Consider the following 25,686-nt stretch of genomic DNA (forward strand, 5'->3'; position numbering starts at 1 on the left):
CATGAAACTGACCGCCATTGTGGCCATGACCGCGGACCGTGTGATCGGCCTGCAAGGCACTCTGCCTTGGCACCTTCCCGAGGACCTCGCGTTCTTCAAACGCACCACATCGGGTCATCCCATCGTCATGGGACGAACGACCTACGAATCCATCGGCCGCCCGCTCCCGAAGCGCCGCAACCTGGTCTTGAGCCGGGATCCTTTGTGGAGCGCGCCTGGAATCGAAATTCTCCCGACTCTTAGTGCACTCGATGACCTCGATCTGGAGGAAGAAGTCTTCATCATCGGAGGTGCACAGGTCTATCGAGCTTTCCTTCCCCGGCTGGACGAGTTGCTCGTCTCGCATGTTTTCCACGATTATCCCGGAGACACCCGTTTCCCGGAATTCGAGAATCATTTTTTGGCCCCCGAGGTTCTTGAAACCCACGATACCTTCGAAGTCCTTCGCTATCGGCGAAAGCCTCCGCTTGAAACTTGAAATCCGATTCCTGAAACTCCTCCCATGTCTCAGTCCTACGAGCTCACCGGCACCCTCAAAAAGCTTTTCGATACCCAAACGTTTGCCAGCGGTTTCACCAAACGGGAATTCGTCGTCGAAGTCCCCGATGGCAACTACCCGCAGATGATCAAGTTCGAGAGCGTGAAAGACAAGATCGCCCAGCTCGACAGCCTTTCCATCGGAGATGAAGTCAAAGTCCAGTTCGACATCCGCGGCAACGAGTACAAGGAGCGCTTTTACGTGAACCTGAACGCTTGGCGCATCGAACGGGCGAGTGGTGAAACATCGGCAGCACCTGCACCTTCCGGCGGCCAAAAGGTCAACAGTTCCATGGACGCCGCTTTCGACAACGAACCCGACGAGTCCGACGACATTCCTTTTTAAGGCCCCTTAGGCCGGATCCCCTCAGGCCTCCTTCAGCCATTGCGAAGCGCGCTTGGCATAGTAGGTCATGATCATGTCTGCTCCCGCCCGCTTGATTCCCGTCAGGGACTCAAGCGCAGCAGCACGGCCGTCGATCCACCCGGCGGCGGCCGAGCTCTCAATCATCAAATATTCGCCACTCACCTGATACGCGGCCACCGGTAAGGTGGTGCTCTCGCGCACTCGGGCAATGATATCCAAATAGGGACCCGCCGGCTTCACCAAAACCATGTCCGCACCCTCCGCCTCGTCAAGAGCCACCTCACGGATCGCTTCACGGGCATTTCCTGGATCCATTTGGTAAGTCTTCTTGTCCCCTGCCTTTGGTGCAGAATCGAGTGCTCCCCGGAAGGGGCCGTAGTAAGCAGAGGCATATTTGGCTGCGTAGCTCAGAATCGAAACCTGCTCGAACGCCTCTTGATCGAGGGCAAATCGAATCGCCGCCACCCGTCCATCCATCATGTCGCTAGGCGAGACAATGTCGGCTCCGGCATCCGCGTGACACAAAGCCTGCAGACAAAGCGCCTCGACCGTTTCATCATTCAGGATGTGCAATCCTCCCTGCTCGTCTTTCTCCACCAAACCGTCATGACCATCCGAATTGTAAGGATCCAAGGCCACATCCGTGATCACGCACAGATCGGGTAAGGCTTCTTTCAATGCCTGGATGGCACGAGGAACCAAGCCATCTGGATTCCATGCCTCCTCGGCTCCCGGAGTCTTCAACGACTCCGCAATGGCAGGAAACAACACCACCGCAGGAACACCTGCGGCAAAAACTTCATGAGCCTCCTTCACCAGCCCGCTCAATGACCAGCGGGTGCACCCTGGCATCGACGCGATCGCAATATCCTCCGTACCATCATGCACGAACAGGGGCTGAATGAAATCCGACGGGCTAAGAGTCGTTTCCCGCACCAGGGCGCGGATGGCAGACGTGCGGCGGTTGCGGCGAGGACGTAGGTGCATCGATCAGGCTGGTTGGATTTCGTATCCGTCGCGACCATCCTTCACCACCCACCCCTGAGCCGCAAGGGCATCCCGGAGAGCATCCGATTTGGCCCAGTCTTTTGCTTGTCGGGCCTCCCAGCGCTCCTCGGCCAGGACTCGAATCGCCTCAGGAATCTCCGCAACTTCCTCCTTGGGCAGCTGCAACCCCAAGGCCCGCAGTACCCGATTGAATCCCGCGAGCGCCGCAGCCGCATCCGCCCCTTCCAGCTGGGCGGACTCTTTCAATCCAGTGAATAGCCCCCCGAGTGCGGCCGGAGTGTTCAGGTCGTCCATCAGTCCCTCCCAAGCCGATTGAAATGGACCGAATCCGGCGTCCGTCAGAACATGCCCCTCCCCTGCTTTTGAAGCCAGATTCCGCGCTCCTTTTGAGAGTTTCGACAAGGCTTCGCGTGCTCCTTGCAACGATTCCAGAGTGAAATTGAGAGGCTTCCGATAATGTGCACCAATCAACACGTAGCGCACCTCCATGGGGGTGTGCCCTCGCTCCGCCAAATCTTTCAAGGTATACAGATTCCCCAAGGATTTCGACATTTTTCCTCCGTCGACCAACAGGTGAGTCGTGTGAAACCAATGCGATGCGAAATGCCCTCCGCAGGCACAACGACTTTGTGCGATCTCATTTTCATGGTGGGGAAACACCAAATCCACTCCTCCGGAATGCAGATCGAAGGATTCACCCAAGTATTCGCGAATCATCGCCGAGCACTCCAAATGCCATCCCGGCCGACCCTCTCCCCACGGCGAGGACCAATAGTTTTCTCCATCCTCCGGCCGGCGCGCCTTCCACAGAACAAAATCTGCCACGCTGTCCTTCTCATACTCATCGGCATTCGCCCGCTGCTCCTGGGTCTTACCCAACACCAGTTCACGAGTGTCCAGATGGCTCAGGCGGCCATATTCTGGATAGGAGGCGATCCTAAAATAAACTGAACCATCCGCGGCAGCATAAGCATGTCCCTTCTCCACCAGAGCCTCAATCATCGCGATCTGCTGGGGGATGTGTTCCACCGCACCGGGCTCAATGTGAGGAGGAAGACAGTTCAGGTCTTTGCAGTCGGCGTGGAACTTATCCTTCCATTGATCCGTGAAAGCCTTCAGCGGCATCCCCGCCGCTTGAGAATCGCGAATCGTTTTGTCGTCGACATCGGTGATGTTACGGACGTGCAACGTGCGGGTCCCGCCCGTTTCCAGCACCCGCCGAAATACGTCCTGCAAAACAAAGGTGCGGAAATTCCCAATGTGCGCCGGCCCATAAACCGTCGGTCCGCAGCAGTAGAAGCGAAACGTCGAACCATCCAATGGGCGGAGTTCCCGCGTCTCGCGGGATAGGGTGTCGAACAGGCGCATGACGCCTGTTAGCGGCAGGCCGGGATCATTTCAACCGCCTCTCCATGGAAAATCCACCCGTCGCATCAATCGGAATGCGCTTCACCACCGGATCCCCGCCCACCTCGATCACCTCCACTGGAATGGAAAGCGAAACGGCAGAGGGTGCCGACACGCCAGTATGCACCGCATTCTTTGAAAAAAATCGACTCGCACAGGCAGCACCCCCGGCTAAGACGGCCATCCCAGTGAGAAATCGGAGCAAAAACACGCCCCTCAAAGAATCTCTTTTTGGAAAATAATCAATTCTTTTTAAATATCAGTCTTTCTCCTGGGAGTTGCGAAATCTTCCAAGCCCCCCCATTCTACCTCCATCCATGGCACGCCCCAACTCCACTGACGAACCCAGTCGCCGAAAACAAATCCTGGTCGGAGCCGGAGTTATTGGTTCCGTTGGCTTGGTCCTGGTGATCGCATCCCTGGGTCGATTTCTTCCCGGCGCAGTGGGCGAAGCATTCGGACTCTTATCAGGGATCGTCAGCACGCCCTTCCTGATGGAGATTTCGCTCGCAGGTCTCGGCCTCCTTGCCGTTCTCATCTTCAATCATTTCCGCCAGGTGCGTGAAGGCGATGACTACGTCTATCTGGAAGAAGTGACCGGCCCTGAAGCGGACAAACTCCCCGAACAGGCCCGCTGGGCGACCTACTCCGAAGCCCCCCTTGAGAGCGCCTCCCTCACCCTTCGGGACGAACTGGAAGGGTGCCTAGCCATCGACGATTGGAATCGCGCATCGGAACTCCTTGCGGACATGAATCCCCAGGATCTCCACCATCCAGACATTCTTGAACTGCGTCTGCAACTCGCCGAAGCTACGCAAAAAAGCGAGCAGGTCGCGAAGATTCGCGCTCTGCTCGCCTCAACAAAAGATCTTGGGAAAGAACCTCAGTGATGCTTTGAAGCCTCTTCGAGGAAGAGTTCGGCTAACCGAAAACTGCGGCGGCTCAGCTCTCGAGCATCGTTGTCATTGATCAGAGCCAATCCCTCTTCGCTGACTTCAGCCAAGAAGATCTTCCACGCCTTTTTGGCAACTTGCTCAGGATCCAAAGTCGGACGCTGAGGAGGATGGGTCCGTTCCTCTCCTCGCTCCTCCCCGCCTGAACCACCTCTCCGCCGGCGGCGACGACGACGCTTTCCGGAACCATGCTCATCCGAGCCCCCTGCTGGCTCCTCCATCACCGGAATCCGATCCCCCCGATCATCGGAATCGGAGAAGTTCTCCGCCGATTCCGAAGAGGGTTCCCGTCTGACTTCAGAAAATTCCGGCTTGGGCGAAGCCGCCGGAGTTTCTGCTCTTTCTACCGGAACCGCCTCAGCTGCCGGAGCGGATCCTTCCGCTTCCTCAATTTTTTTAGGCGCCTTCTTCGCCGCACGTTTGCGGGAGGATTTGCGAACGGCTTTCTTCGCCGCCTTGGGCGCGTCGCCCACTTCAGGAGTCGGCATTTCGGAGGAATCTTCAGTCATCGGCGCAAAGCAAGAGGTCTGCAGCTTACAAGGTCGAGAGGAATCCCTGGCGTCCAGAGGATTCCTCTCACCGAGAGCGGCTTGTCAGGAATCAATCCCAACCGCGAATATCATCCTGGTTGTCAGGAGACTGAGAGTCGTAGCTCCCAGCGGCACCTGCATCGGTCTTGCCATCGGGACCCGCTGACCAGAGATCGAAGTCAGGATTCGCGGCAATCACTTGATCCGGATTTTCGGGATCATTCGTCCGGTAGAAGAACTCGGTTCCCCAGGGATCGTAGATCGTCAGGTTCTGAGTGCCGTTTTGCCCCTGCAGCCAGTCTTGAGTGTCATTCTCCGGATCGAGTTCGGCCAAATAGATGTTGGTACCCTCCTGGAGAGGATCGCCAAACAGCGCGTTGAAAATCTCATCCGTGCCATTTTTGGCGTTCTGTTCTGGATTCGGCGGATACTCGCCATGATCCGTCGCGTAACTTTCGAGCGACATTTGGATCAGATTGACCTGAACGCGTGCCTGCTCGCGGCGTTGCTTCTCTTTCACCACTTTGAAGCCTCCTGCCGTCAGAGCAGCGAGGGCGACCACAATGGCCATCACCACCAGCAACTCCATCAAGGTGAAGCCGCGGGATCGAAGTCGAAGATTCGATTTCATGGAAGTTTGATTGAGTTTTTGACGCATCGTCGATGCTTACTGACCAACTTCCTGAATCACCTTAATCAGCGGCAGGAAGAGCGCAAACACCACCGAGCCCACGACAAGAGCGAGGATAACGATCATGATGGGCTCAAGAATGGAGGTAAGAGCGCCCACTGCGTTGTCAACTTCATCGTCGTAAACGTCGGCCACCTTCAGGAGCATTTCTGGCAACTGACCGGTTTCTTCACCGACGTCCACCATCGAGATCACCATCCCCGGAAACACGCCCGAAGCTTGGAGAGGAGTCACGATCGATTCCCCTTCCTTGACCGCCGAGTGCACCTTGTCGATGGCACCGGAGATCACCACGTTCCCTGCGGTGTCGCGGGTGATGTTCAGAGCCTGAAGAATCGGCACACCCGAGGTCACCAGAGTTCCCAAGGTCCGGGAGAAACGGGCGACAGCGCTCTTGCGCTGAATGTCACCAATGATCGGTGCCTTGAGCTTCATGGTATCGATCGTCTTGCGGCCACCCTTGGTTTTGCCCCAGGAATTGAATCCGACGACGATCAGGGCGATCACGAGGAAGAACCAAACCACGTTCGGGATCGGCCCGACGCTCGCACTGAGGAAGAAGCGGGAAGTTCCGAACACCACTTGGGAAATCAGTGGCAGCGTCGCGTTCTCCATTTCAGCGAACATCGACTCGAACTTCGGCACGATCACCAACATGAGGAAGATCAAGATGGCCACGGCGATGAACATGACGATCACCGGATAGACCATAGCGGAGACGATCTTGTTCTTCAGCTTCTGAGCCTTTTCTTGGTACTCAGCGAGACGGACCAGCACGACTTCAAGCACACCGCCCAGCTCACCGGCCTTGACCATGTTGACGTAGAGCTTGTTGAAAATCTTGGGGTGCTGGGAAAGCGCCTCCGAGAAGGTCGAGCCCGATTGCACGGCATCGGCCAGAGACTCCAAGGTGGCCTTCAACACCGGGTTCGGCTCCTGCTTGCCGAGCACGGTCAGACCACGCAACAGCGGCAAACCCGAGTCGATCAGGGTCGCCAACTGACGGGTGAAGATCATCAGTGCCTTGGGCTTGATGCGTCCGCCAGTCTTGGCCTTCGCAGCTTTGCCCTTCTTGCCTTTGACCGCCTTGGTCTTCTTGCCTTTTGCGCCAGCTTTCTTCTTGGCGGCGGCCAGCTGTCCTTTGCCCGCTTCCACGACTTGAAGCGGATAGTAGCCTTGGGAGCGAAGCTGATTGATGGCCTCGGCCTCCGACGTCGCGTCGACGGTCCCCGAAAGCTGCTCGCCTTTGGAATCGGCGGCGGTGAATTGATACTGCGGCATGGTCGTTTTTTTTGGGAGTCGGTGATGGGATTTTTGACGCATTTTCCCGCCTGCTGGCGAATCGAAAATGCGTCGGGGTAGGAATCAGGTGTACTTGAGAACCTCTTCGATGGTGGTCTTGCCAAGGTAGATGTTCCGCAGACCGTCTTCGCGAAGCGTGGTCATGCCGTGTTCCATGGCTTTCTGCTTGATGACCACCGTCGGAGCTCGGTCGGTGATCAACTCGCGGACGGGCTCATTGATGTCGAGCAGTTCGTAGAGACCCGCCCGGCCCTTGTAACCGGTCTGGCCACAGACATCGCATCCCTTTCCTGTATAGAAATCCTTGTCCCCCAATTCATGGGGAGACACTCCAAGCTGGGTAAGAATGGCTTCGCTCGGCTCATAGGTGGCCTTGCAGCCCGCGCAGATGGTCCGGACCAAGCGCTGGGCCAGCACCCCTTCCAGGGAGGCAGCGACCAGGAAAGGCTCCACGCCCATGTCGATCAATCGAGTCACCGCACCCGGGGCATCATTGGTGTGCAGAGTGGAGAGCACCAAGTGACCCGTCAATGAGGCCTGAATGGCGATCTGAGCCGTCTCCATGTCCCGCATCTCCCCCACCATGATTCGGTCAGGGTCCTGACGCAGGAAGGCGCGAAGCACCCGCGGGAAGGTCAATCCAATGCCTTCATTGCAGGGAATCTGCACGATGCCATCGATGTCGTATTCGACCGGATCCTCCGCCGTCAGCAGCTTGTGGTCGATCGTGTTGATGCGACGCAATGCGGCATAGAGGGTGGTGGTCTTGCCCGCACCGGTGGGACCGGTGACGATGAAAATGCCGTTCGGCTTTTCGATCGTTTCCGTGATGTATTCGTAGATGTGGCCAGGGAGGCCCAAGTTCTCCAGCGAGAGGTTCACCGAGGAACGGTCGAGCACCCGAAGCACCACGGACTCACCGTGCTGAGTCGGCAGCGAGGAAACCCGCATGTCGACCTGACGTTCGCCAACCTGCTTCACGATCCGACCGTCTTGAGGAACGCGGCGCTCGGCGATGTTCATGTTCGCCATGACCTTCACCCGGGAAATGATCGGCAGCGCCAAGTGAATCGGTGGCGGAGCCATTTCATACAGGGTGCCATCGACCCGGTAACGAATCTTGAAGTCAGTCTCAAAGGGCTCGAAGTGAATGTCCGAAGCTTTCTCTTTGATGGCCTGATAGAGCACCAAATCCACGTAACGGATGATGGGAGCGGAATTGGCCTCATTCTCCAACTCGGCCGCGCTCATCTCGCCATCGGGGCCACCAAATTCCAGCTGATCGAGGATCGACTCCATTGCCGATCCGTCATTGCCGTAGACCTCGTTGAGTTTCTCCTCGACCAAGTAATCGGGCGCCACAGCGAGCACCAATTCCCGATCCAGCGAGAAGCGGAGGTCTTCCAGCGTTTGCGGATTCATCGGATCGACCAGCACAACGTGCAGGCCTTCCTCATCGAAATTGATCGGCAATGCGCCATGCAATCGAGCTGTCGCTGCAGGAATCAAACCGGCCAGGTGCTCGGGAGGCGTCCATCCCTTCAATTCAACCAGAGGAGCTCCAAGCTCCGAGGCCACAACAGGCCACACATCCTCCCGGTGCTGAATCACCTGGAAGTCCGCAAGCACTTCAGCGGCGTCCTTGCCACTGTTGTTCGACTCGTTGAGGACCTCTTGAGCCAGCGAGCGGTCAATCAGCCCGCGGCTGACGAAGAGTTCTACCAATTGGTTATTGTCCATGGAAAAGGGTTTTTGAGATTCAGGATCAATCGGCGTCCGACATGGTCACGTGCAACACTTCTTCGGCCGAGGTGAGGCCAGCCAGCACCTTGCGGATGCCGTCCTCACGCATCGTGCGCATGCCCAACTCGCGGGCTCGTTTGCGAAGCTGGGCCGAGGCCATGTTCTCGTTCACGAGGTGACGCACTTCATCGTCGATCTTGAACAGCTCGAAGATCCCCATCCGGCCCTTGTAACCACCACCGCGGCACTTCTCGCAGCCGACAGGGCCCATGATGGTCGCATCGCCCAGGCGTGAGGAATCAAGATTCAAGGAACGCATCTGTTTCTCGGTCAACTCGGCCGGAGCCTTGCAGGCCGGGCAGAGCTTCCGGGTGAGGCGCTGGGCCAGCACGGCGCGCACCGCGGATGCGATCAGGAATCGCTTGATGCCGATGTCAGCAAGACGTGCCACAGCGGAAGGCGCGTCATTGGTGTGCAGGGTGGAAAGCACCAAGTGGCCCGTAAGGGCCGCATTGATGGCGATGTTGGCGGTTTCTTTGTCCCGAATCTCACCAATCATGATGATGTTCGGAGCTTGCCGCAGCATCGCACGCAGAGCGGCGGCGAAGGTCATGCCCACATCCGCCTTCACCATCACCTGGTTGATCCCGGGAAGCTCATATTCGACCGGGTCTTCCACGGTGATGATCTTACGGTCGGGTCGGTTGATGACATTGAGACAGGTGTAAAGCGTCGTGGTCTTTCCCGAACCCGTCGGACCGGTGACCAGGATGATCCCGTCCGGAAGACCGATCAGTTCCTCGAAGGTCGCTTGGTCATCCGAGAAGAAACCCAGCTCAGGCATCCCGAGAACCAGGGCAGACTTATCGAGAATCCGCATGACGATCGATTCCCCGTGGTTCGAAGGCACGGAGGAAACCCGCAAATCGACTTCCTTACCGCCAACTCGAAGTTGGATCCGGCCGTCCTGAGGAAGACGTTTTTCCGCGATCGACATCGTGCCGCTCATCACCTTGAGACGCGCAATGATCGCTGGAAGAAGCTTTTTCGGGTGATTGTCGACCTCCATCAATCGACCATCCACCCGGTAACGCACTCGTACGGAAGTCTCCAAAGGCTCGATGTGAATGTCCGAACAGCGCATCCGCATGCCTTCGGAAAGCAAATTCTGCACGAGCTTGATGATCGGAGCATCGCTATCCTCCCCTTCGGCTCCCGGGGATCCGGCGACATCCAGCATGTCGTGCTGGTCGCGAGCACCATAGAATTGCTTCAGGAACGCGGCGACCTGACTGTGATTGGCCACGACGAAGAACACCTCCCGCCCCAAAACCTGCGGCAAGCTATCCATCGTCTCGAAGTCGAAAGGATCCGCCACGGCCACCGTCAGGTAGACACCATCGTCAGCGACCGGCACCGCGCGATAGCGGCAGGCAATCTCGTCAGGAATGGCACTATTGACGTCGGGGCCGACGGTGACCTCATCCAAATTGATCGTCTCAAGCCCGGCATTTTGCGCAAGCACGAGAGAAATGGTCGACTCAGTGAGTTCAGTGTCAGCGATCAGGTTGGAAACGGCAGAACCACCCTTGGCACGGGCATGGTCCACCTGTTCCTGAGTCACAGCGCCCGATTCGACGAGCAGATCGGCTAGATAGTCTTCGTTGGAGAACACGGGTGGGTTTTGGAAAGGTCTTTCTAAGCTGAAAAACGGGTGGAAATCCTCGGTTTTCCACCATCAGCGGTGCCGGACATTGGGCAAGCCGCTCCCCATTTGTCAACCTACGGGGGCGGGCTTTCGTGAATAGTCGGAAGGCTGGTAGGAACACGGTATGGACGATGCCCCTCCTTTCACTCCATGGGGGCACCGCAACGCCGACAGAATCGCGCATCCGGCAGGTGCCCGTGGACCCCGCAGGAAGGACACGCGTCGGTACTTTCGTCTCCATCCAACTTACTGATCTCAGCCGAAACAATGCCCGTCGGAACCGCTATGATCGCATATCCTGTCAATGCCAGGAAGGCCGTCAGCATCTGCCCGAACCCTGTGGAGGGAGAAATATCGCCGTAACCCAGGGTGGTGATCGTCACAATGGCCCAATACACGCCGACCGGAATGCTGGTGAAGCCCCCTTCCTCCCCTTCGACGAGGTAAAGCAGCGTCCCAAAGATCAGCGCGATGGTCGCCAAGGCAGTAAAAAAGACGGTGATCTTGGCCCGGCTCGCATACAACGCCCGCATCAAAAGTTCCGCTCCGTTGATGTGGCGGACCATTTTAAGGACCCTGAAAATCCGCAAAACCCGCAAAATCCTCACAATCATCAGAGCGTGCCCCCCCGGCAACAACAGCCCGATGAAACTCGGCAAAATCGAGAGCAGATCCACCACCCCATAGAAAGACCGCGCATAGGCCCAAGGGCGACGCGAAGCCCACAGCCGGGCAACATATTCGAAGGTGAAAATTCCGGTAAAGATCCACTCAAGGATCCAAAGAGGATACCCGATCGCCTGCCGCACCTCCTTGATGCTTTCCACCATCACCGCTGCCACACTGACCAAGATCAGCCCTAACAGAATCACATCAAAGGCCTTCCCTGCCGGGGTTTCCGCCTCAAAAATGATTTCCCGCCATTTTTCCCGCCTCGGGCTCATGGCAGCAGACTGACAACGAGCCGATTTGCGATCAAGCCTCCCGAAAGACGGATCCCGGAGTTGCGAATTGAGCGAGGCGAGTCATCGTAATCCGCGATGGCTGAGTCACCTCGCGAAGCTCCCCCTAAAAAACTCCGCCGACCTGTCTGGAAAAAAAAGCGGCTCTGGATGCTGTTTGCGCTCCTTGGCGGCCTCCTCTGGTTCAATGGCCCCGGCTGGCGCTGGATCGCCCAACGAGCCTCCAGCCACTACCTTCCAGCCCTGGGCCTAACCGGATCGTTGGAATTCGACGGTCGACTGAGCTCCGGTCAGATTGGCGTCCGGAAAGTTTCTTTAGAAGGCGATGCTCTCGTTCAGGTGGCTGGACTCGACCAAGTGGAGCTGCGCTACCGATGGCCCGCCGTGATTCAGGGGAAAGTCGACGGCATCATGGTTGAGGGTCTGCATGTCGAGGTCGATCTCGACAAAGCCCCTCCTCAGGATGAGTCCGACGACTCCCCGCCAGCGGATCCGGCCGAGCTGCTCCGATCTCTCCACGAAAGGCTGGCCCCCATGAACCTCCAACTCGCCCAGCTGAGCGTGGAGATCCGTCGCGGCTCCGAAACCCTCTTCTCGCTCGCCCCCTCTTCCTTGCAGCACGATCCCGGCAGCTCCGATTTCCGCCTCGGCCTCGGAGAAATGAAGATCACTGACCGTGCCACGGTCCCCGCCCAGACCACCGAACTCACCTGGGAAAGCGATCGCCTCACCCTCGATCAACTCGAATTGCTTCGCGACGTCCGCATCCGCGATCTTGCCGCCCGCTTCCAACTCGATCAGCCACCCGTTTTTTCCACCGGTATCGAGATCGACCAAAGCCGTCTTGATCTTGAGACCGATCTCAAAACGGCCACCGCCCACTTGTCCGATCGCGCTCCTCTCTCGCTTTCTGAGACGCTGAAGAAAGCCGACCTCACCCTTCCCCTAGCGGGCGAAGTGACCACCTTCGATCTCACCATCGGCGGTCTCGAGCATGGATGGTCCGATCCCTCCATTCAAATCACCCTCGGAACGCAAGGAGTGAGCTACGATGACTGGTCGACCCGCGATCTCCTCCTCACCGGCGATCTTTCCCAACATCATCTCGAGGCCAAGTTGAACGGAACGGTTCTCGATTCTTCCGCCCGCCTCGCGCTCACCGCGGAGCTTGATCCCGATCAAAGCTGGACTCCTCTTTCTGCCCTAGTCGATCTACGAATCGACCAGCTAAACGCCCCACTTGAGGTGGTTCGCCAACGATTTGAACTCGGCAGCGAGGATCGTCCGCCTCCACCCGATGCCGAACTGACCGCCAAAGGCGCGTTGCGCTTTGAGGAAGGTCAAATCGGCCAAAGCTCGTTGGTCTTGGATGTGACCCCGCGCTCAGCTGCCCCTCCCCTTCATTTGGAAGGCACCTGGGCTCCCGAAGCGCCCCTGGGGTTTCTGCTCCGGATACCTTCCGTGGAAGCCAAGGGGACTTGGGATTTCGAGACCACCCAATATCAGGCGCAGCTCACCACAAATGCGTGGAGCCCGGCGAGCTTGGCCCCATGGTGCGAACCCTTTGGGATTCCGATTCCGGAAGGTTTCGAAAACTCCCTTTCTTGGCAAGGCACTGGCGATCTCAAAGAATCCCAACATCAGGGGAATCTCACACTGTCGGCACTCTCCGTGACGTGGTCCCCGGAAAACGATCCGCTGCACATCACGGCAAACGCAACCTATGACTGGCCGCAGGCGGTCGAGGTTTCCAACCTTTCCGCCACGACGGGATCGCAGCGCATCCATACCGCCGCCAACTTTTCCCACCACCGCCTGGCACTGACCGAGCTCCAGTGGCACGACGGAGAGGACCTTCTGGTCAATGGCAAGGCCAGCCTCCCGGTCCCCGGCGACCCCTCCGATTGGAAGGCCATCCTTCGCTCCGAGGAAGAGGCCGAAATCGACCTCACCACCACCGAGCTCCGCTTGGCACGCCTTCATCCTTTTCTCCCGGAGACTGTGCGCTTCACCGATGCCAGCCGCGGGAAAGTGGCGATCCAACTCACCGGCACCCCGGCAGAGCCCATCCTCGATGCCACGCTGTGGGCGGCGGACATGCAGCTGGATTCGGTCCATCAAGCCCCCCCTGTCAGCGCCGATCTCCACGCGGTGGGCCGCGAGACGACTCTGAAACTCGAAGGGCAAATCACCACCCCTCAGTATCCGCCCGCCATCATCGACGCCTTTACCCGTTGGGAGCCCGAACTTTGGGCCAACGATCCGGAGACCGTCCGCAACGCCCCCTTAGAAGCCACCGTTCGGCTGGATAACTTGAAGCTCGACCTGTTCTCCGACTTCGTCCCGCAGGCACGCCGATTGGCCGGAACCGTGAATCTCGACGCTGAAGTCACCGGCACGGTTGGAGAACCGAAACCGACCGCGGAGCTTCACCTCGAAGGGGGAACATTCGAAACGGCCGATCCGTCCGTTCCTCGAGTCTCCAATGGCACCATGGAGCTCACCGCCACTCCGGAAAAAGTCACACTCGAAACGCTATCCGCCACCGTTTCGGGAGGCTCTCTCAACGCCCGAGGAACTCTCGACTTGGTCGACGCAAAGCCAGGCCCACTCGATGTCACGCTACAGGCCAAATCCCTGCCCGCCATCCGTGATGACTCGATGATCGTCCGCCTCAATGCAGACCTTGCCCTCCGAGGCCCGTGGGAGTCCGCCACCCTTTCTGGCTCTCTTGGCGTCGTCGATAGCCTATTCCACCGCGACGTCGAAATCCTGCCACTCGGCGGCCCGGTCCGTTCCGTGGCTGAACCTGAATTACCCTCAGTCGATACGGGAAAACCTGAGGACCTCACCGCGTCCATTCCCGCGCCGTTTCGCGATTGGAAACTCGATTTGCGCGCTGGCACCACCAACCCCTTCCTCGTTCGAGGCAATATCGCTGGAGGAGAAGCTTACCTCGCCGCCAAAATCACGGGAACGGTGGGTGCCCCCCGGCCAGATGGCAAAATCACTCTCCGCGAAGTCTCTGCCAAGCTGCCCTTCAGTACCCTTAACATCGATAAGGGTTTCGTGGTTCTGCGGCCCGATCATCCCTTTGATCCCATCCTTGATATCAAAGGTCACTCTTCGGTGCGCCCCTATGAAATCGACCTCTATGTCTATGGCCCGGTTTCCGATCCTCAAATTCAACCGACTTCCAACCCGCCCTTACCAGAGAGCGAAGTTTACACCCTCCTCGCATCCGGGACCACCACCAGCGGCATCGAAGACACCAACGCTGCCACCGCTCGGGCCGCCCAGCTGGTGATCGAAGAGTTCCGTCGAGGACGCCTCGGGCACGTTCCCGGACTCGGCCCGCTTTTCAAAGTCCTCGATCGGGTCGATTTCCAGGTCGGAGAGCAAGATCCCTACACCAGCCGCAAGTACAATTCCGTGGCCTTCAAATTGGACAACCACTGGCTGCTCACCGCCGGCATCAGCGAACAAGGCAATACCCGATCCAAAATCACTTATCTTATCCGTTTCCGTTGAAGCCCTCTCTCCCCATCACCGCTGCCCTCCTCCTTCCCCTTTGCGCCATCGCGAAGGACACGGAAATTCGGGTCATCGGCGCCAAGAGCATTTCTGAAGGCGAACTGCTCAGCGCCCTCGCCGGTCGCCTCGACCACATTCGAAACAACCCGGCCACGCCTCCAAGAGCTGCCGACGCTGCCTTCCTGATCGAGCAGACGCTTCACAACGCCGGCTTCAATCAGGCGACCCTCTACTGGAAGATCCTCAGCCCAGAGCTCATTCAAATCCGAATCGAAGAAGGTCCACGCGATCTGCTCGGGTCGATCGAAGTCCTCGGCATCCCGAACAAGCACCTCTACGAAACCCTCGTCGATCTCTTCAAGCTCAGGCCCAGCCAACGCGCCACCGGCTTTTCCGACATCCCACTTGAAGAAGGAGATGATGAAGAGGGCATGGCCCTGATGCAGCGCCAGATGCAAAGTCTCGGATTCTATCATTCGAAGATCTCCGTCGCCTCCCGCACCAACAATCCGGATACCGGAAAAGTCGACTTTGTCATCAAAATCGACTCCGGCCCCATGGCGGTCATCGCCCCTCCCCAACTGGAGGGTCAGATGGCCCCTGGAACGCGCGAAGCACTCACCAGCGTCACCGGTCAACCCGCCTCCACGGCCAATCTCAATTTGCTCCGTTCCAAGGTCGAACAAACCTATCAGAACGAAGGCTTCCTCCGCGCCGAAGTCCGCATGCGCCTCGATGCCTGGGACAATCAGGTTCGCCCCCAATTCACCGTCACGGAAGGCGAGCAGCTGATTCTCCACGACATCCGCATCGCGGGCACCGAGAAAACCAATCCCGAGCGCATCACCATTCGCCTCCAGGATCTCAAAGGGGTGCCCATCGACGGGAACCTCGCCCGCGATCGCATCAGCGACCTCGTTTCCACCGGAGCCTTCTCTTCCGTTCGCACCGATTTGGAAAATGTGGCCCCCGGACAGGTCGACGCCCTCATCACCATTGCCGAAGCCGACGCCCGCGGCATTTCGACCCATGTCGGCTTCGATTCCTACGAAGGAGCATTGGTCGGAGCGGGCTACTACGATCGCAACCTCTGGGGCCGAATCCTCAATCTCAGCTCTGGTTTCGAAGCTTCCCAACGATCGCTACTTGGCGAAGTCTCGATCTCCGATCCTTGGATTCGTGGCAGCGACCTCAGTGGCAAAGTTCGACTCTTCGCCAACACCCGGGACAACGAAGGATACGATGTGCTCCGCATGGGCCTCGAAGGGGGCGTGGTGTGGCCCATCACCGAGGCCTACGACCTCGAAGCCTCCATCGGTTGGAGCTACAACCACCTCACGGAGGACGGATTGTTCCCATCAGAACTCGGGGAAACCAGCTATCAGAATCCATTCATCCGCCTCAGCCAGAAACTCGACCACCGTGACAATCCCGTTCTTCCCACCAAAGGTTGGCACATCGAAACCCCTCTGGAACTCGGTGCCGCCATTGGCAACGAGAGTTCCTCCTACGCCAAGCTGGGAGTCGAGTCCTCCTACCACCACCCCATTGGCTCCGGGGGCCAGCTGTCGCTCGGATTTCGCAACCATCTGCTGATCCCTCTTTCCGGCGCCGATCGCCTCCCCATCGACCTTCGCCTCTTCAACGGTGGCGCGCGCAGCGTCCGCTCGTTTCGGGAACGTGAACTCGGTCCTTGGTCCTACACCGGCTATCCCGTCGGCGGTCAGGCATCATGGGTCGCCAACGTCGAATACAGCCAACTCATCGCAGGTCCCATGCGGGCCGTGGCCTTCGTCGATGCCGGTGGATTGACCCGAAAATGGGAAGACTTCGGCTTCGACGACCCAAAGATTGCCATCGGCCTCGGATTGAGGCTTGATCTTCCCATCGGTCCGGTGCGGTTTGAATACGGCCACAATCTAACACGCGACGGCCACGATCCATCTGGCACCTTCCACTTCGCGATCGGCACCGCATTCTGAGCCCCTCTCCCATGAGCTCGATCATCCCCTCCTGCGAATCGGCAGTCTCCACCATTCCTGAATGGCACAAAGCTTCCGTTAGAGGCCATGAAGAATTCATCGCCTCCCACGGCTGGTCTCCAGGAGCTCTCAATCTTGCTCAGGGAATCGCCTCTCAGGTCCACTCACCTCTCGTCCATGCCGATGTCAGTCGGTTGCTCATTGACCTTTCCCGGCACCCCGACAGCGAGGATCGATGGAGCGAGGTCAGTCGGCAGCTCACCGAGGATCAACGGCGCAAACTCGACGAACGCCAAAAGTCCACCTATCTGGAAACACTTCACTCGCGGATTCGCATCCCCATGATGCGCCGAGAAACCACCATCCACCTCGCCATCGATACGGCTCCACTGGCCGAGGCTGCCGTGGAATTATCCTGCGACGGCCGGCGAACCGATGAACTCGCCTGGCTCGATCGCTGGGCAGCCGGATTACGAAATCTCCTTCCCGAAGGCACCGTGCGCACCGGGACAACCGGTTCCCACGACCTCCAGAGCTTCCTCCGTGATCGTCATCCAGGGCTTCTTTCCATCCGGGTCACCGCTGCGGTGGGATCATTCCTCGAGGGCCGCCCCGTCAAATGGACAGACCTCCGCAAGGCCATCCTTTCGTCGCTCCCGCGGGACTGAAAAAGTCACGCCCTCAACGCCCCATCATCCCGCGAGTGTCCTCCACCGAATAGCCGCGGACCTCGGGTTGCTTCCACACTTCCCGCCGCACATCCGTCTCCGCGTCGGAAGTTCTCGAAATCTCCGACCGGCCCGATTCGCGGGCGTCACCCGTCCGATAGGTTCCGGTATTGTAAGCTTGGCCATCGGCACCCGACACCATGGCACCTTCGCGCGCGCCCTGGCTGCCTTCTCTGGCCGCTGTGAGGAAACGACTTCCGTCCGTATCTCCTCCGTAAACCTTCTTCGCGTATTCCTTGGTCCCCCAAAAGGACTTCTTGGAATAATCCTTCGCCGAAATCTCCTTCTTGCTCAACTCATTATTGAACATCGAGTTGGTTTGAAAACCCTCACTGGCTTCCTTCCTCTGCCCACTGGAAGAGTACATCGGGTTCGAGGCCAAAAACTTGTCGAATCCCTTCTTTGTGGGTGCCGCCGCGGCCGCCGATTCCGCCGCTCCGCCACTGGCAGAAGCTCCGCTATTTGAGGGATCACCCGCACATGAAGCCAGCCACCCCACGAGGGAAACCATCAACACACCGCGGATGCACTTCGTCATGGACGCGGAAGCTGGCAAATCTGCGCGGCTTCCGCAACCCGTGATTTGCCCACCCCAGGAGCCCCCTTCGCGACTCGTGACCTCGCCGCTTGTCATGTCAGCCCGGCTAACCTAGACCCAGCCCGTGACCCCTGAAGATCAACTCGCTCTCCTCACCGCTGGCACCGCCAAGGTCCTCTCGGAAAAGGAACTGCTCGAAAAGCTCCGCCTGGGCAGACCGCTTCGCATCAAGCTGGGCGTCGATCCCACGGCTCCTGACATTCACTTCGGTCACACCGTCGCGCTCGAAAAACTCCGCCAATTCCAAAAACTCGGTCACCAAGCCGTCCTCCTCATTGGGGATTTTACCGCGACCATTGGCGACCCCTCCGGTCGCTCCGCCACGCGCCCACCTTTGACCCGTGATGAGGTCCTTGAGAACGCCAAAACTTACACCGAGCAGGCGTTCAAGATCCTCGACCGAGATCAAACCGAAATCGTTTTCAACGGTGACTGGTTCCGCAAAATGACCTATGAGGATGTTTTGCGTCTCAATAGCCGGGTCACCCTCAGCCAGATGTTGCAGCGTGAGGATTTCCGCAATCGTCTCGACAACGCTCAGGAGGTTCGACTTCACGAAATCCAGTATCCCGTCATGCAAGGCTGGGACTCTGTCGAGATCCGTTCGGACGTCGAAATCGGCGGCACGGACCAGCTCTTCAACATCCTGGTTGGCCGCGACCTCCAAAAAGAAGAAGGCCAGCCCCAACAAGTCGTCATGCTGGTTCCTCTTCTCGAGGGCCTCGATGGCGTCAAAAAAATGTCGAAGTCCTACGGCAACTACATCGGTGTCAACGACGAGCCACAGGAGATGTTCGGCAAGCTCATGAGCGTCTCCGACGAGCTCATGGCCCGCTACTACTTGTTGCTGCTCGGGGAGTCGCTTGACCCATCGCTGCACCCCATGGATGCCAAGAAGAGCCTCGCGGAAAAGCTCACCTCCCGCTACCATGGCGACGAGGCGGGCCAAGCCGCGCGATCCGATTGGGAGACCCGCTTCTCGAAAAAAGATCTCGCTGCTTCCGAGCTTCCGGAACTGCCCCACCCGGGTGAAACGACGGTACTGGCTCTCGCTGCCCTCGCCTTCCAATCGGCTTTCGGCATCAGCAAATCCAATGGTGAGCTGAAAAAGCAATTCATCACCACCGGTTCGATTCAACTCAACGGCGAAAAACTCACGGACCCCAATGCCTCGGTCACGCCGGCTGCGGGCGATGTGCTGAAACTCTCCAAAAAACACGCCGTCCGCATCCTCGGCCCCGACGCCTAAATTCCGCTCACTCCTATGCGCCCGCTTCTCTACATCAAGTCCGGTTGCCCTTGGTGCATCGACGCCGAAGCCTACCTGCGCCGCGAAGGAATCGAATACGATGTGGTCGATGTCCTTCGTGACCGGGAAGCCATGGCGGCCATGAAAGAAATCTCCGGACAAACCAAAGCCCCCACCCTCGACTGGGACGGCGAGGTGCTGGCCGATTTCGGGGTCGATGAACTGATTCCCTTTCTTGAGAAGATACGTCGGGCCTCGTAGTCGCCCTCGATTTCACTCGACTGCTACGAATGGCCCTTCAAAAATCGAACGCGATCAGTCTTTTGCATCCTCCGCAGCGCCCTCAAGTTTTTCGCCCATTCGCTGTAGGAATTGTCCCGTCTTCTCCGCCGCCGTGCGCACCCCTTGCCCGGTCTTCTCGATCGCGGTGTTCACGCCCTCCTCAGTCTTTTCGCCCGCGGTTTGGAGCCCTTGACCCGTCGCCTCAATCGCCCGGTCGAGCCGATCGCCAGGCGTAGGGCGACTTTCAACCGTTTCCTCGAGTTCCTCCCCCGTTTCCTCCACCACCTCTGGAGTCTCGACCACCATCTCCCCATCCGTGTCGGACACTTCCACCATCATGGACGCCTCCCCGACATCTTCTTCGACCACGACAGTGGCTTTAGGAACCTCGTGCTTCTCACAGGAGGCCACCATCCAACCAAGGACCAACGGAGCAAAAAGGATCGTTTTCATGCTTCTGAAAAATGACTCCACTTCGGCTGCTGCGCCACGCAAAAGCGATCAATTCGCACTTTCCTCGGGAGGCCCGTAGAACTGCAGCAACACCTCGGCCCATCGATCCAAATTCTGGCGATTCGCCGTTTCGAGAAAATCGCGCATCTGCTCGGCAAATTCCTCATTTTCGAACTCCGCCTCCCATGTGATCTCCGTTCCCCCCGGCACTGATTCCAACGAAAGCGTCAGCTCAAAAATCGGCAATACCGTGTGCCGGAGTCGCACGCGGGAAGGCTCTTCGATCTCCAAAAACTTCGATTCGTTGGGATAGTCCCGCCCATCTGGACCGTGCATCGTGAAGACCCACAACCCTCCCGGTCGAAATTCAAAAACATCGAAGGTATTGGTAAAACCCTCCGGTCCCCACCAGGCAGCAAGGAGTTCCGGTCGGCGAATCGACTCAAATACCTCTTCGGGTGGATACGGAAACGTCCGGGATTGATTGAATAGTGACATCTCGGTGAAAGAAAACGGCGAGGCTCGTTCGACCGACCTTGGTTCCAGAAACTCACGGTTGACCGATCTCTAGAGGATCCCGGTTGCCACGGCAAGATCCCCAAGTTCCCAGCTGTGCGCGCGATTCAGTTATTCACACTTACCCTCATTGACCGGCCGGACTCTTCCATCGCAATCTCGGCACCCCGATGGCCACCGACACCAGCGCACCCGCCCTTCAGAAAGCTCCCCGGTCCGAATCTCATGACGACGCTTCGCGGTCCCTCCCGCACGCCTTGGGGCCGGAAAAGAGCATTCTTTCCTCCATGCTCAAGGACCCCGAGCAGTGGATCGGCCGCGCCAAGGAAGAAGGCCTCACGCGGAGCCACTTTTACCTTCCGGGACACGGCCTGCTCTACGAAATCCTCAGTGAGCTCAACGACAAAGGCACCGAGGTGGAACTCGTGTCCCTTTTCCAACTCCTGCACGACCGGGGCATTCTCGACCACGTGGGCGGGGCACAAGCCATCACGGACATCTACACCTATGCTCCGAACGCCGCTCACTTCATGACCCACCTGACGATCGTGAAGGACAAATATGTCCTTCGTTCGATCATCAGCACCTGCACCGAATCGATCTCCGAAGCCTACGACAATCCCGAAGACACCAACCAACTGTTGGATCGAGTCGAACAAGAGGTGCTCGCCATTCGACAGGGCCGTGAATCGACTCGCGGCTTCTCCATCAAGGAGTCAGTTCTCGAAGTCTTCACCAAGTTTCAGGAGATCCTCGCAGGTGAAATGGAGGTCCAAGGCGTCGCCACTGGCTACAGCGACCTCGATCGCATGACCAAGGGCCTGAAACCGGGGGAAATGTTCGTCGTCGCGGCCCGACCTTCAATGGGTAAGACCTCGTTGATGATGAACATCGTCGAGCATATCTGCGTCGATCAGAGCGTGCCCACGATGGTGTTCTCTTGCGAAATGACCGCCTTCCAGATCGTACAACGTCTGGTTTTTTCCCGCGCCCGGCTGTCCATGAGCAAACTCGGCAAAGGCTTCAAGCCCACCAAGGATCAAATCGGAAAGCTCAAGCGTGCCATCAAGGAAATCGGTGAATCCAAGCTTTGGGTGGATGACACGGCCGGCATTCCAATTGATACCCTACGAGCCAAGGCTCGTCGCAGAAAGCGGGAGGACGGCGTGGGCCTCATCGCGATCGACTACCTTCAGCTTCTGAAATCCAATAGCCGCCAGGCCGCCAACTCCCGTGAACGGGAAATCGGTGAAATCTCTGCGGGGATCAAAGCCCTCGCCAAAGAACTCGAAGTGCCCATTGTCGTTCTCGCTCAGCTGAACCGGGGCCCGGAAGGCCGAACCGGTTCGTCCCTCGGTGTTCCACGGATGTCCGACCTTCGAGAGTCCGGGACGATCGAACAAGACGCCGACATGATCGGACTTCTTTATCGGACCGCCTATTACGCTGAAACCGAAGAAGACAAGGAAGCCGAAGCTGGCAAAGCCGAATTGGTGCTCGCCAAAAACCGGAACGGTGAAACCGGTCACGTGCCTCTCACCTTCATGGCAGAGTGGATGCGGTTCGAGACCCGAGCCCGCGATGAGGAACCCCAATAAGAAGCTCCCGCTTGATCGCCAGCTGACCTCGTCCGTGGATCAACGCCGCGGACGAGTCGACATCGCCAGCCGAACCAGCGCCAACGGCAATGCACCGAGAATCACCGCCGCTGCAGCGATTTTCCATCCGGGAAAGACCTTCGGCCGATTGATTTCAACGCCCGCCAAGGCCTCTGAGACTACCTGCCGGGCCTCCACGTACGACCACTCTCGTAGTGGGTGTTCTTTTCCTGCCGCACCTCGACGGGCCACGTGACCAAACTCGGTGTGAACCGGCCCTGGGCAGACCGCCGTCACGTGCACGCCGTGCTCTTGCAGTTCGATCCGCAAGGCCTCTGAAAAGCTGGAGACGTAAGCCTTGGTCGCGGCGTAAACCGCGAAGTCAGGGATCGGCAACACGCTCGCCAGCGAGCTGACTTGGAGAATGTGGCCACCTCCCCTTTCGATCATCAAGGGTGCCAGTGCGTGAGCCATCGCCGTCAGAGCCTCGACATTGACGCGGATCATCGCTTCCAGCTTGTCCCAACTCGCCGAGGCAAACTCCCCGTAGTCTCCCATGCCGGCGTTGTTGACCAACAGGTCGGGTACAGCGCCCGTTTGCAGACAAGCTTCCAAAATGCGCTGCCGATCGACGGCCTCGGCCACATCGGCGGCTACCGTGACCACTTTCACATGAGGATGGTCGGCTTCCAACTCGGCGGCGAGGACCTCCAATCGATCAGCTCGACGAGCCGTCAGCACCAAAAAATGGCATCGCCCGGCGAGTTGCCGGGCGAATTCGGCACCGAGACCGGAAGAAGCTCCGGTCACCAGCGCACATGCGTAGAAGGACGTCGGAGGCATCAGCCTTGCGGAGTGCCGGCCGGTTGCTCGACATGCACGATGCGCAGCGGCAGACGCATCATCAACTCCTCATCGCAGCTGATGTCTACCGAGTAGATCCCTGCTGCCGGGAATCGCAAACCCTGCAAGTTCATGATCAAGTTCCGGGTCAGGAAAGGAACATTGGGAGGAAGTTGCACCTCGAACTCCGGCTCGATCGGCATGTTCTGCGGATCAAGTGACTCCCCATCTTCGTTGATGATGTTGATCGAAAGCTTGTGACGTCCGGTGTCTTCCTGAGTGAAGCAAAAGCGGAGGGCGAGCGCGCACATCGGGTGGGCCACCGGCAGACCGCGGGCGGCGAGCGTGTCAAAAGTGCCGCTCACGACGAGCTTGCCATTGTAGTCGGCGGCGAAGTCACAAAGGGACGCGATTTGGATATCCATGAGATCTCGGTTTGAACTGAGGGTTTGGAGCCGACCGATCCGGCCGCTCGGCGGCCAACTTCAACCTTTCGGACCGACCCGTCCAGCGTGGAACCGACGAAATTTTGTCACCTCCCCGCCAGACACGCCATGATTCTCAATCTCCCAACTCCCCTTCATCCACGGGAAGAGCCTGAGGGACCGCCTCTTCCATGGCGGAAGGATCCATCGGCAGATCACCTTCATCCACCGGGATCGCCGAGGGGATCTCTTCGACAGCGCCTTCTCCATCCGCCTCCAATTGCTGCTCGTCCAATGGACTCACCGGCAAAGCTCGCAGAATCCCCTCGTTCTTCTCCTGCTCAGCGACTTCATCCACCACCAAGACCGCTTTCGGTGCCGGAGCACACATCTCCTCAATCTCTTCACGAAACGCGTCGAAAAAGGCGGGAACCATGGGCCCGGCATTGCGTCCTCCACCCACCGTTTCGCCGGGACGCCCTTCATAGAGGCACGCAAAGGCCAATCGCGGTTCCTCTGCCGGGAGAAACCCAGCAAACCAAGCCACCCGTTGATGCTTGCTATCCAACCCCCACTGTCCGGTTCCCGTTTTCCCGCACACCTCGATCCAATCCAGCGAAGCTCGTGATCCCGTTCCGCCATCGACCACTTCACGCATGCCTTCCTTGACGGTAGCCACCGCTTCAGGGTCGAGACTCAACCAATTGCGTCGCTCGGCCTGGGCGGATTCGATCACTCTCCCGTAGCTGTCTTGGATCTGCATCACCAAATGCAGCTTGGGCAAAACGCCTCCATTGGCGATTCCGGCCATGGCCTGAGCCACCTGCAAGGGGGTCGCTAGCACCGCTCCCTGGCCAATCGACCAGTTCGCCACGTCACCTTCCGTGATCCGCCGTTTGGCCGTCTTCTGCACCCATTCCGGCGTCGGCAAGAACCCAGCCGACTCCCCAATCAATGGCAGTCCTGACTCTTTCCCATATCCAAGACGCCGGGCCATCGCAAAAAGACTGGATGAACCCACCCGATTGCCAACCTGAGCAAACCACGGATTGTTCGACCACTTCAAGGCACTCACCACGGTCAAGTCGCCTGCCGCCTTCTTTGACCAGTTCCACAGCTTGTGATTTCCAAATTCCAAATAGGCAGGGCAGTAAACCGTCGTTTCGGGCCGAATCGCCTTTTCGTTCAATGCCGCCAGCGCCACCACCGATTTGAACGAAGAAGCCGGAGGATAGTTGCCTTGGAATGCCCGCGCAAAAAGCGGCGTGCTCGCGCTGTTCTTCAGCTCGTCGTAATCTTCGTGGCTGATTCCCGGGATCCACTTGTTCAGGTCATAGCTGGGGTTGGACGCCATCACGAGAACTTCACCCGTGACCACGTCGATCACCACCATGGCTCCTCGCCGCGCGTGGTCATCCAACACCTCTTCGGCCTGCCGCTGCCACCGAAGATTGAGAGTCGAAACCAAGGCTCCACCCGTCCGCGGACGCCCTTTTTGCTCCCGAAGAAGCATCTCTCCCTTCTCATTGAAAACCATCCGCAGGGTCGCCGAGCTTCCCCTTAGCTCCTTGTCGAAAAGCTTCTCAAATCCGGCCCGCCCTTCCGACCTCTCCCACAATGGCTCATTGAGATTGATCGGCCCTGTCGGCAACTTTCCCTCAAGCCCAGTGTAACCAATCACATGCGCCGCGAGTTCCTTCTCGGGATAGTATCGCTCGTAAATCGCCTGCAGTTCGATGCCGCGCGGGAGCTTTTTCTGAATCGCTTCCGCTTCTTCCGGAGTCAACGTACTCGAAATGGGCAAGGGCAACCATCTCCGATGACGGTAGTGCTGATAAAGTTCCTCATCTGACGGCTCCGCCACCTCCGCAAGCAGCACCTTCGCCGCGGCCACTCGCTGACGCCCCCAAGCGACGATCGCATCCCGATCCTCATTCGAAAATTGCTCATACTGAACCGCCAATCGATAAACCACCCGGTTCTGAGCCAACGGGAACCCCTCACGGTCCAAAATCGGCCCCCTTGGAGCTGGAATCTCCAATTGAATCGTCCGTGCGTCCTTGCGGCTGAAAATGGAAGCATCGTCGGCCGACATCGCCCCCACATCCACTGCCTCCGTATTTTGCGCCCAAGCCGGAATTCCGGTGATGAGGCCCAAGGCCGCCACCCGCGCGATTTTAAGGGGAGTCCACATCCGGCCGCCAAACTAGAGTCGCTCGGCACAGAGGGCAACGCCCAAAGATTCCGACCCTTCCCGGACATCCATGCTG

At 58.3% G+C, this 25,686-nt stretch carries 24 protein-coding genes; 9 read left to right on the plus strand and 15 right to left on the minus strand.

The features are described from left to right. Window position 1: 1 nt before the first annotated feature. Window positions 2-478: a dihydrofolate reductase gene (locus HNR46_RS10820; protein ID WP_184018664.1), complete on the plus strand. Its 477-nt coding sequence runs from the start codon at window positions 2-4 to the stop codon at window positions 476-478. A gap of 24 nt (window positions 479-502) precedes the next feature. Further along, the gene (locus HNR46_RS10825) at window positions 503-883 is read left to right on the plus strand and encodes a DUF3127 domain-containing protein (RefSeq protein ID WP_184018666.1); all 381 of its coding nucleotides are present in this window, start codon (window positions 503-505) and stop codon (window positions 881-883) included. 21 nt (window positions 884-904) lie between these two features. On the opposite strand, the gene hemB is transcribed toward HNR46_RS10825, so the two are convergent. From hemB to HNR46_RS10840, 3 genes are read right to left on the minus strand one after another with little or no spacing between them, the layout of a single operon-like run. Beyond that, on the minus strand, window positions 905-1,891 hold the full coding sequence (gene hemB / locus HNR46_RS10830) for a porphobilinogen synthase (RefSeq protein ID WP_184018668.1): 987 nt from the start codon (window positions 1,889-1,891) through the stop codon (window positions 905-907). A gap of 3 nt (window positions 1,892-1,894) precedes the next feature. Then, entirely contained in the window at window positions 1,895-3,280 is a 1,386-nt protein-coding gene (gene cysS / locus HNR46_RS10835) for a cysteine--tRNA ligase (RefSeq protein WP_184018670.1), read from the minus strand. Between the two features lie 25 nt (window positions 3,281-3,305). After that, entirely contained in the window at window positions 3,306-3,503 is a 198-nt protein-coding gene (locus HNR46_RS10840; protein ID WP_221285121.1) for a hypothetical protein, read from the minus strand. A gap of 133 nt (window positions 3,504-3,636) precedes the next feature. Between HNR46_RS10840 and HNR46_RS10845 the strand changes: the two genes are divergently transcribed. Then, window positions 3,637-4,209, plus strand: a complete 573-nt coding sequence (locus HNR46_RS10845; RefSeq protein WP_184018674.1) for a hypothetical protein — start codon at window positions 3,637-3,639, stop codon at window positions 4,207-4,209. Here HNR46_RS10845 and HNR46_RS10850 read toward each other — a convergent pair. The 6 genes from HNR46_RS10850 to HNR46_RS10875 form a co-directional block, all read right to left on the minus strand. Next, window positions 4,203-4,781 carry a hypothetical protein gene (locus HNR46_RS10850; protein WP_184018676.1) on the minus strand — a complete coding sequence of 193 codons (579 nt, stop codon included), beginning with the start codon at window positions 4,779-4,781 and terminating at the stop codon, window positions 4,203-4,205. The genes HNR46_RS10845 and HNR46_RS10850 overlap by 7 nt on opposite strands. A 91-nt stretch (window positions 4,782-4,872) precedes the next feature. Continuing rightward, window positions 4,873-5,433 (minus strand): type II secretion system protein, encoded by a 561-nt coding sequence (locus HNR46_RS10855; protein WP_184018678.1) that lies wholly within the window; start codon window positions 5,431-5,433, stop codon window positions 4,873-4,875. Between the two features lie 36 nt (window positions 5,434-5,469). Next, a complete protein-coding gene (locus tag HNR46_RS10860) occupies window positions 5,470-6,774 on the minus strand; it encodes a type II secretion system F family protein (RefSeq protein WP_184018680.1) in 1,305 nt (434 codons plus the stop codon). Window positions 6,775-6,858: 84 nt separating this feature from the next. Then, the gene (locus HNR46_RS10865; protein WP_184018682.1) at window positions 6,859-8,535 is read right to left on the minus strand and encodes a GspE/PulE family protein; all 1,677 of its coding nucleotides are present in this window, start codon (window positions 8,533-8,535) and stop codon (window positions 6,859-6,861) included. Window positions 8,536-8,560: 25 nt separating this feature from the next. After that, window positions 8,561-10,213: an ATPase, T2SS/T4P/T4SS family gene (locus tag HNR46_RS10870; protein ID WP_184018684.1), complete on the minus strand. Its 1,653-nt coding sequence runs from the start codon at window positions 10,211-10,213 to the stop codon at window positions 8,561-8,563. 176 nt (window positions 10,214-10,389) lie between these two features. Next, the gene (locus tag HNR46_RS10875; protein WP_184018686.1) at window positions 10,390-11,190 is read right to left on the minus strand and encodes an ion transporter; all 801 of its coding nucleotides are present in this window, start codon (window positions 11,188-11,190) and stop codon (window positions 10,390-10,392) included. A 96-nt stretch (window positions 11,191-11,286) separates the two neighbouring features. Here HNR46_RS10875 and HNR46_RS10880 point away from each other — a divergent pair, with 96 nt between their 5' ends. The 3 genes from HNR46_RS10880 to HNR46_RS10890 are packed head-to-tail and all read left to right on the plus strand — an operon-like array spanning window position 11,287 to window position 17,392. Then, entirely contained in the window at window positions 11,287-14,739 is a 3,453-nt protein-coding gene (locus HNR46_RS10880) for a translocation/assembly module TamB domain-containing protein (protein ID WP_184018688.1), read from the plus strand. Beyond that, the gene (locus tag HNR46_RS10885; RefSeq protein WP_184018690.1) at window positions 14,736-16,724 is read left to right on the plus strand and encodes a BamA/OMP85 family outer membrane protein; all 1,989 of its coding nucleotides are present in this window, start codon (window positions 14,736-14,738) and stop codon (window positions 16,722-16,724) included. Before HNR46_RS10880 ends, HNR46_RS10885 begins: the two co-directional genes overlap by 4 nt. An 11-nt stretch (window positions 16,725-16,735) precedes the next feature. Then, on the plus strand, window positions 16,736-17,392 hold the full coding sequence (locus HNR46_RS10890) for a hypothetical protein (protein WP_184018692.1): 657 nt from the start codon (window positions 16,736-16,738) through the stop codon (window positions 17,390-17,392). A 13-nt stretch (window positions 17,393-17,405) separates the two neighbouring features. On the opposite strand, the gene HNR46_RS10895 is transcribed toward HNR46_RS10890, so the two are convergent. Next, entirely contained in the window at window positions 17,406-17,990 is a 585-nt protein-coding gene (locus tag HNR46_RS10895; protein WP_184018694.1) for a hypothetical protein, read from the minus strand. Between the two features lie 124 nt (window positions 17,991-18,114). Here HNR46_RS10895 and tyrS point away from each other — a divergent pair, with 124 nt between their 5' ends. Continuing rightward, a complete protein-coding gene (gene tyrS, locus HNR46_RS10900; protein WP_184018696.1) occupies window positions 18,115-19,299 on the plus strand; it encodes a tyrosine--tRNA ligase in 1,185 nt (394 codons plus the stop codon). A gap of 15 nt (window positions 19,300-19,314) precedes the next feature. Continuing rightward, window positions 19,315-19,560 (plus strand): glutaredoxin family protein, encoded by a 246-nt coding sequence (locus HNR46_RS10905; RefSeq protein WP_184018698.1) that lies wholly within the window; start codon window positions 19,315-19,317, stop codon window positions 19,558-19,560. A 54-nt stretch (window positions 19,561-19,614) separates the two neighbouring features. Here HNR46_RS10905 and HNR46_RS10910 read toward each other — a convergent pair whose 3' ends face one another. Then, entirely contained in the window at window positions 19,615-20,034 is a 420-nt protein-coding gene (locus HNR46_RS10910; protein ID WP_184018700.1) for a hypothetical protein, read from the minus strand. A gap of 48 nt (window positions 20,035-20,082) precedes the next feature. Continuing rightward, window positions 20,083-20,532 carry an SRPBCC domain-containing protein gene (locus HNR46_RS10915; RefSeq protein ID WP_184018702.1) on the minus strand — a complete coding sequence of 150 codons (450 nt, stop codon included), beginning with the start codon at window positions 20,530-20,532 and terminating at the stop codon, window positions 20,083-20,085. Between the two features lie 188 nt (window positions 20,533-20,720). Here HNR46_RS10915 and dnaB point away from each other — a divergent pair, with 188 nt between their 5' ends. Continuing rightward, on the plus strand, window positions 20,721-22,148 hold the full coding sequence (gene dnaB, locus HNR46_RS10920) for a replicative DNA helicase (RefSeq protein ID WP_184018704.1): 1,428 nt from the start codon (window positions 20,721-20,723) through the stop codon (window positions 22,146-22,148). A 39-nt stretch (window positions 22,149-22,187) separates the two neighbouring features. Here dnaB and HNR46_RS10925 read toward each other — a convergent pair whose 3' ends face one another. From HNR46_RS10925 to HNR46_RS10935, 3 genes are all read right to left on the minus strand, one after another. Continuing rightward, window positions 22,188-22,991, minus strand: coding sequence for an SDR family NAD(P)-dependent oxidoreductase (locus HNR46_RS10925; protein ID WP_184018706.1), 804 nt, complete (start codon window positions 22,989-22,991; stop codon window positions 22,188-22,190). Continuing rightward, window positions 22,991-23,416 (minus strand): DUF6941 family protein, encoded by a 426-nt coding sequence (locus HNR46_RS10930; protein ID WP_184018708.1) that lies wholly within the window; start codon window positions 23,414-23,416, stop codon window positions 22,991-22,993. The genes HNR46_RS10925 and HNR46_RS10930 overlap by 1 nt, the downstream gene beginning before the upstream one ends. Window positions 23,417-23,552: 136 nt before the next feature. After that, the gene (locus tag HNR46_RS10935; protein WP_184018710.1) at window positions 23,553-25,610 is read right to left on the minus strand and encodes a penicillin-binding transpeptidase domain-containing protein; all 2,058 of its coding nucleotides are present in this window, start codon (window positions 25,608-25,610) and stop codon (window positions 23,553-23,555) included. Window positions 25,611-25,686: the final 76 nt, after the last annotated feature.

The sequence above is a fragment of the Haloferula luteola genome (assembly GCF_014201715.1).
Lineage (GTDB): Bacteria > Verrucomicrobiota > Verrucomicrobiia > Verrucomicrobiales > Akkermansiaceae > Haloferula > Haloferula luteola.

Excerpts from the sequence above, each read along its gene's own strand:
- HNR46_RS10820 (WP_184018664.1), top strand. The coding sequence starts at position 2 with ATGAAACTGACCGCCATTGTGGCCATGACCGCGGACCGTGTGATCGGC.
- HNR46_RS10825 (WP_184018666.1), top strand. The coding sequence starts at position 503 with ATGTCTCAGTCCTACGAGCTCACCGGCACCCTCAAAAAGCTTTTCGAT.
- hemB (WP_184018668.1), bottom strand. The coding sequence starts at position 1,891 with ATGCACCTACGTCCTCGCCGCAACCGCCGCACGTCTGCCATCCGCGCC.
- cysS (WP_184018670.1), bottom strand. The coding sequence starts at position 3,280 with ATGCGCCTGTTCGACACCCTATCCCGCGAGACGCGGGAACTCCGCCCA.
- HNR46_RS10840 (WP_221285121.1), bottom strand. The coding sequence starts at position 3,503 with ATGGCCGTCTTAGCCGGGGGTGCTGCCTGTGCGAGTCGATTTTTTTCA.
- HNR46_RS10845 (WP_184018674.1), top strand. The coding sequence starts at position 3,637 with ATGGCACGCCCCAACTCCACTGACGAACCCAGTCGCCGAAAACAAATC.
- HNR46_RS10850 (WP_184018676.1), bottom strand. The coding sequence starts at position 4,781 with ATGACTGAAGATTCCTCCGAAATGCCGACTCCTGAAGTGGGCGACGCG.
- HNR46_RS10855 (WP_184018678.1), bottom strand. The coding sequence starts at position 5,433 with ATGAAATCGAATCTTCGACTTCGATCCCGCGGCTTCACCTTGATGGAG.
- HNR46_RS10860 (WP_184018680.1), bottom strand. The coding sequence starts at position 6,774 with ATGCCGCAGTATCAATTCACCGCCGCCGATTCCAAAGGCGAGCAGCTT.
- HNR46_RS10865 (WP_184018682.1), bottom strand. The coding sequence starts at position 8,535 with ATGGACAATAACCAATTGGTAGAACTCTTCGTCAGCCGCGGGCTGATT.
- HNR46_RS10875 (WP_184018686.1), bottom strand. The coding sequence starts at position 11,190 with ATGAGCCCGAGGCGGGAAAAATGGCGGGAAATCATTTTTGAGGCGGAA.
- HNR46_RS10880 (WP_184018688.1), top strand. The coding sequence starts at position 11,287 with ATGGCTGAGTCACCTCGCGAAGCTCCCCCTAAAAAACTCCGCCGACCT.
- HNR46_RS10890 (WP_184018692.1), top strand. The coding sequence starts at position 16,736 with ATGAGCTCGATCATCCCCTCCTGCGAATCGGCAGTCTCCACCATTCCT.
- HNR46_RS10895 (WP_184018694.1), bottom strand. The coding sequence starts at position 17,990 with ATGACGAAGTGCATCCGCGGTGTGTTGATGGTTTCCCTCGTGGGGTGG.
- HNR46_RS10905 (WP_184018698.1), top strand. The coding sequence starts at position 19,315 with ATGCGCCCGCTTCTCTACATCAAGTCCGGTTGCCCTTGGTGCATCGAC.
- HNR46_RS10910 (WP_184018700.1), bottom strand. The coding sequence starts at position 20,034 with ATGAAAACGATCCTTTTTGCTCCGTTGGTCCTTGGTTGGATGGTGGCC.
- HNR46_RS10915 (WP_184018702.1), bottom strand. The coding sequence starts at position 20,532 with ATGTCACTATTCAATCAATCCCGGACGTTTCCGTATCCACCCGAAGAG.
- dnaB (WP_184018704.1), top strand. The coding sequence starts at position 20,721 with ATGGCCACCGACACCAGCGCACCCGCCCTTCAGAAAGCTCCCCGGTCC.
- HNR46_RS10925 (WP_184018706.1), bottom strand. The coding sequence starts at position 22,991 with ATGCCTCCGACGTCCTTCTACGCATGTGCGCTGGTGACCGGAGCTTCT.
- HNR46_RS10930 (WP_184018708.1), bottom strand. The coding sequence starts at position 23,416 with ATGGATATCCAAATCGCGTCCCTTTGTGACTTCGCCGCCGACTACAAT.
- HNR46_RS10935 (WP_184018710.1), bottom strand. The coding sequence starts at position 25,610 with ATGTGGACTCCCCTTAAAATCGCGCGGGTGGCGGCCTTGGGCCTCATC.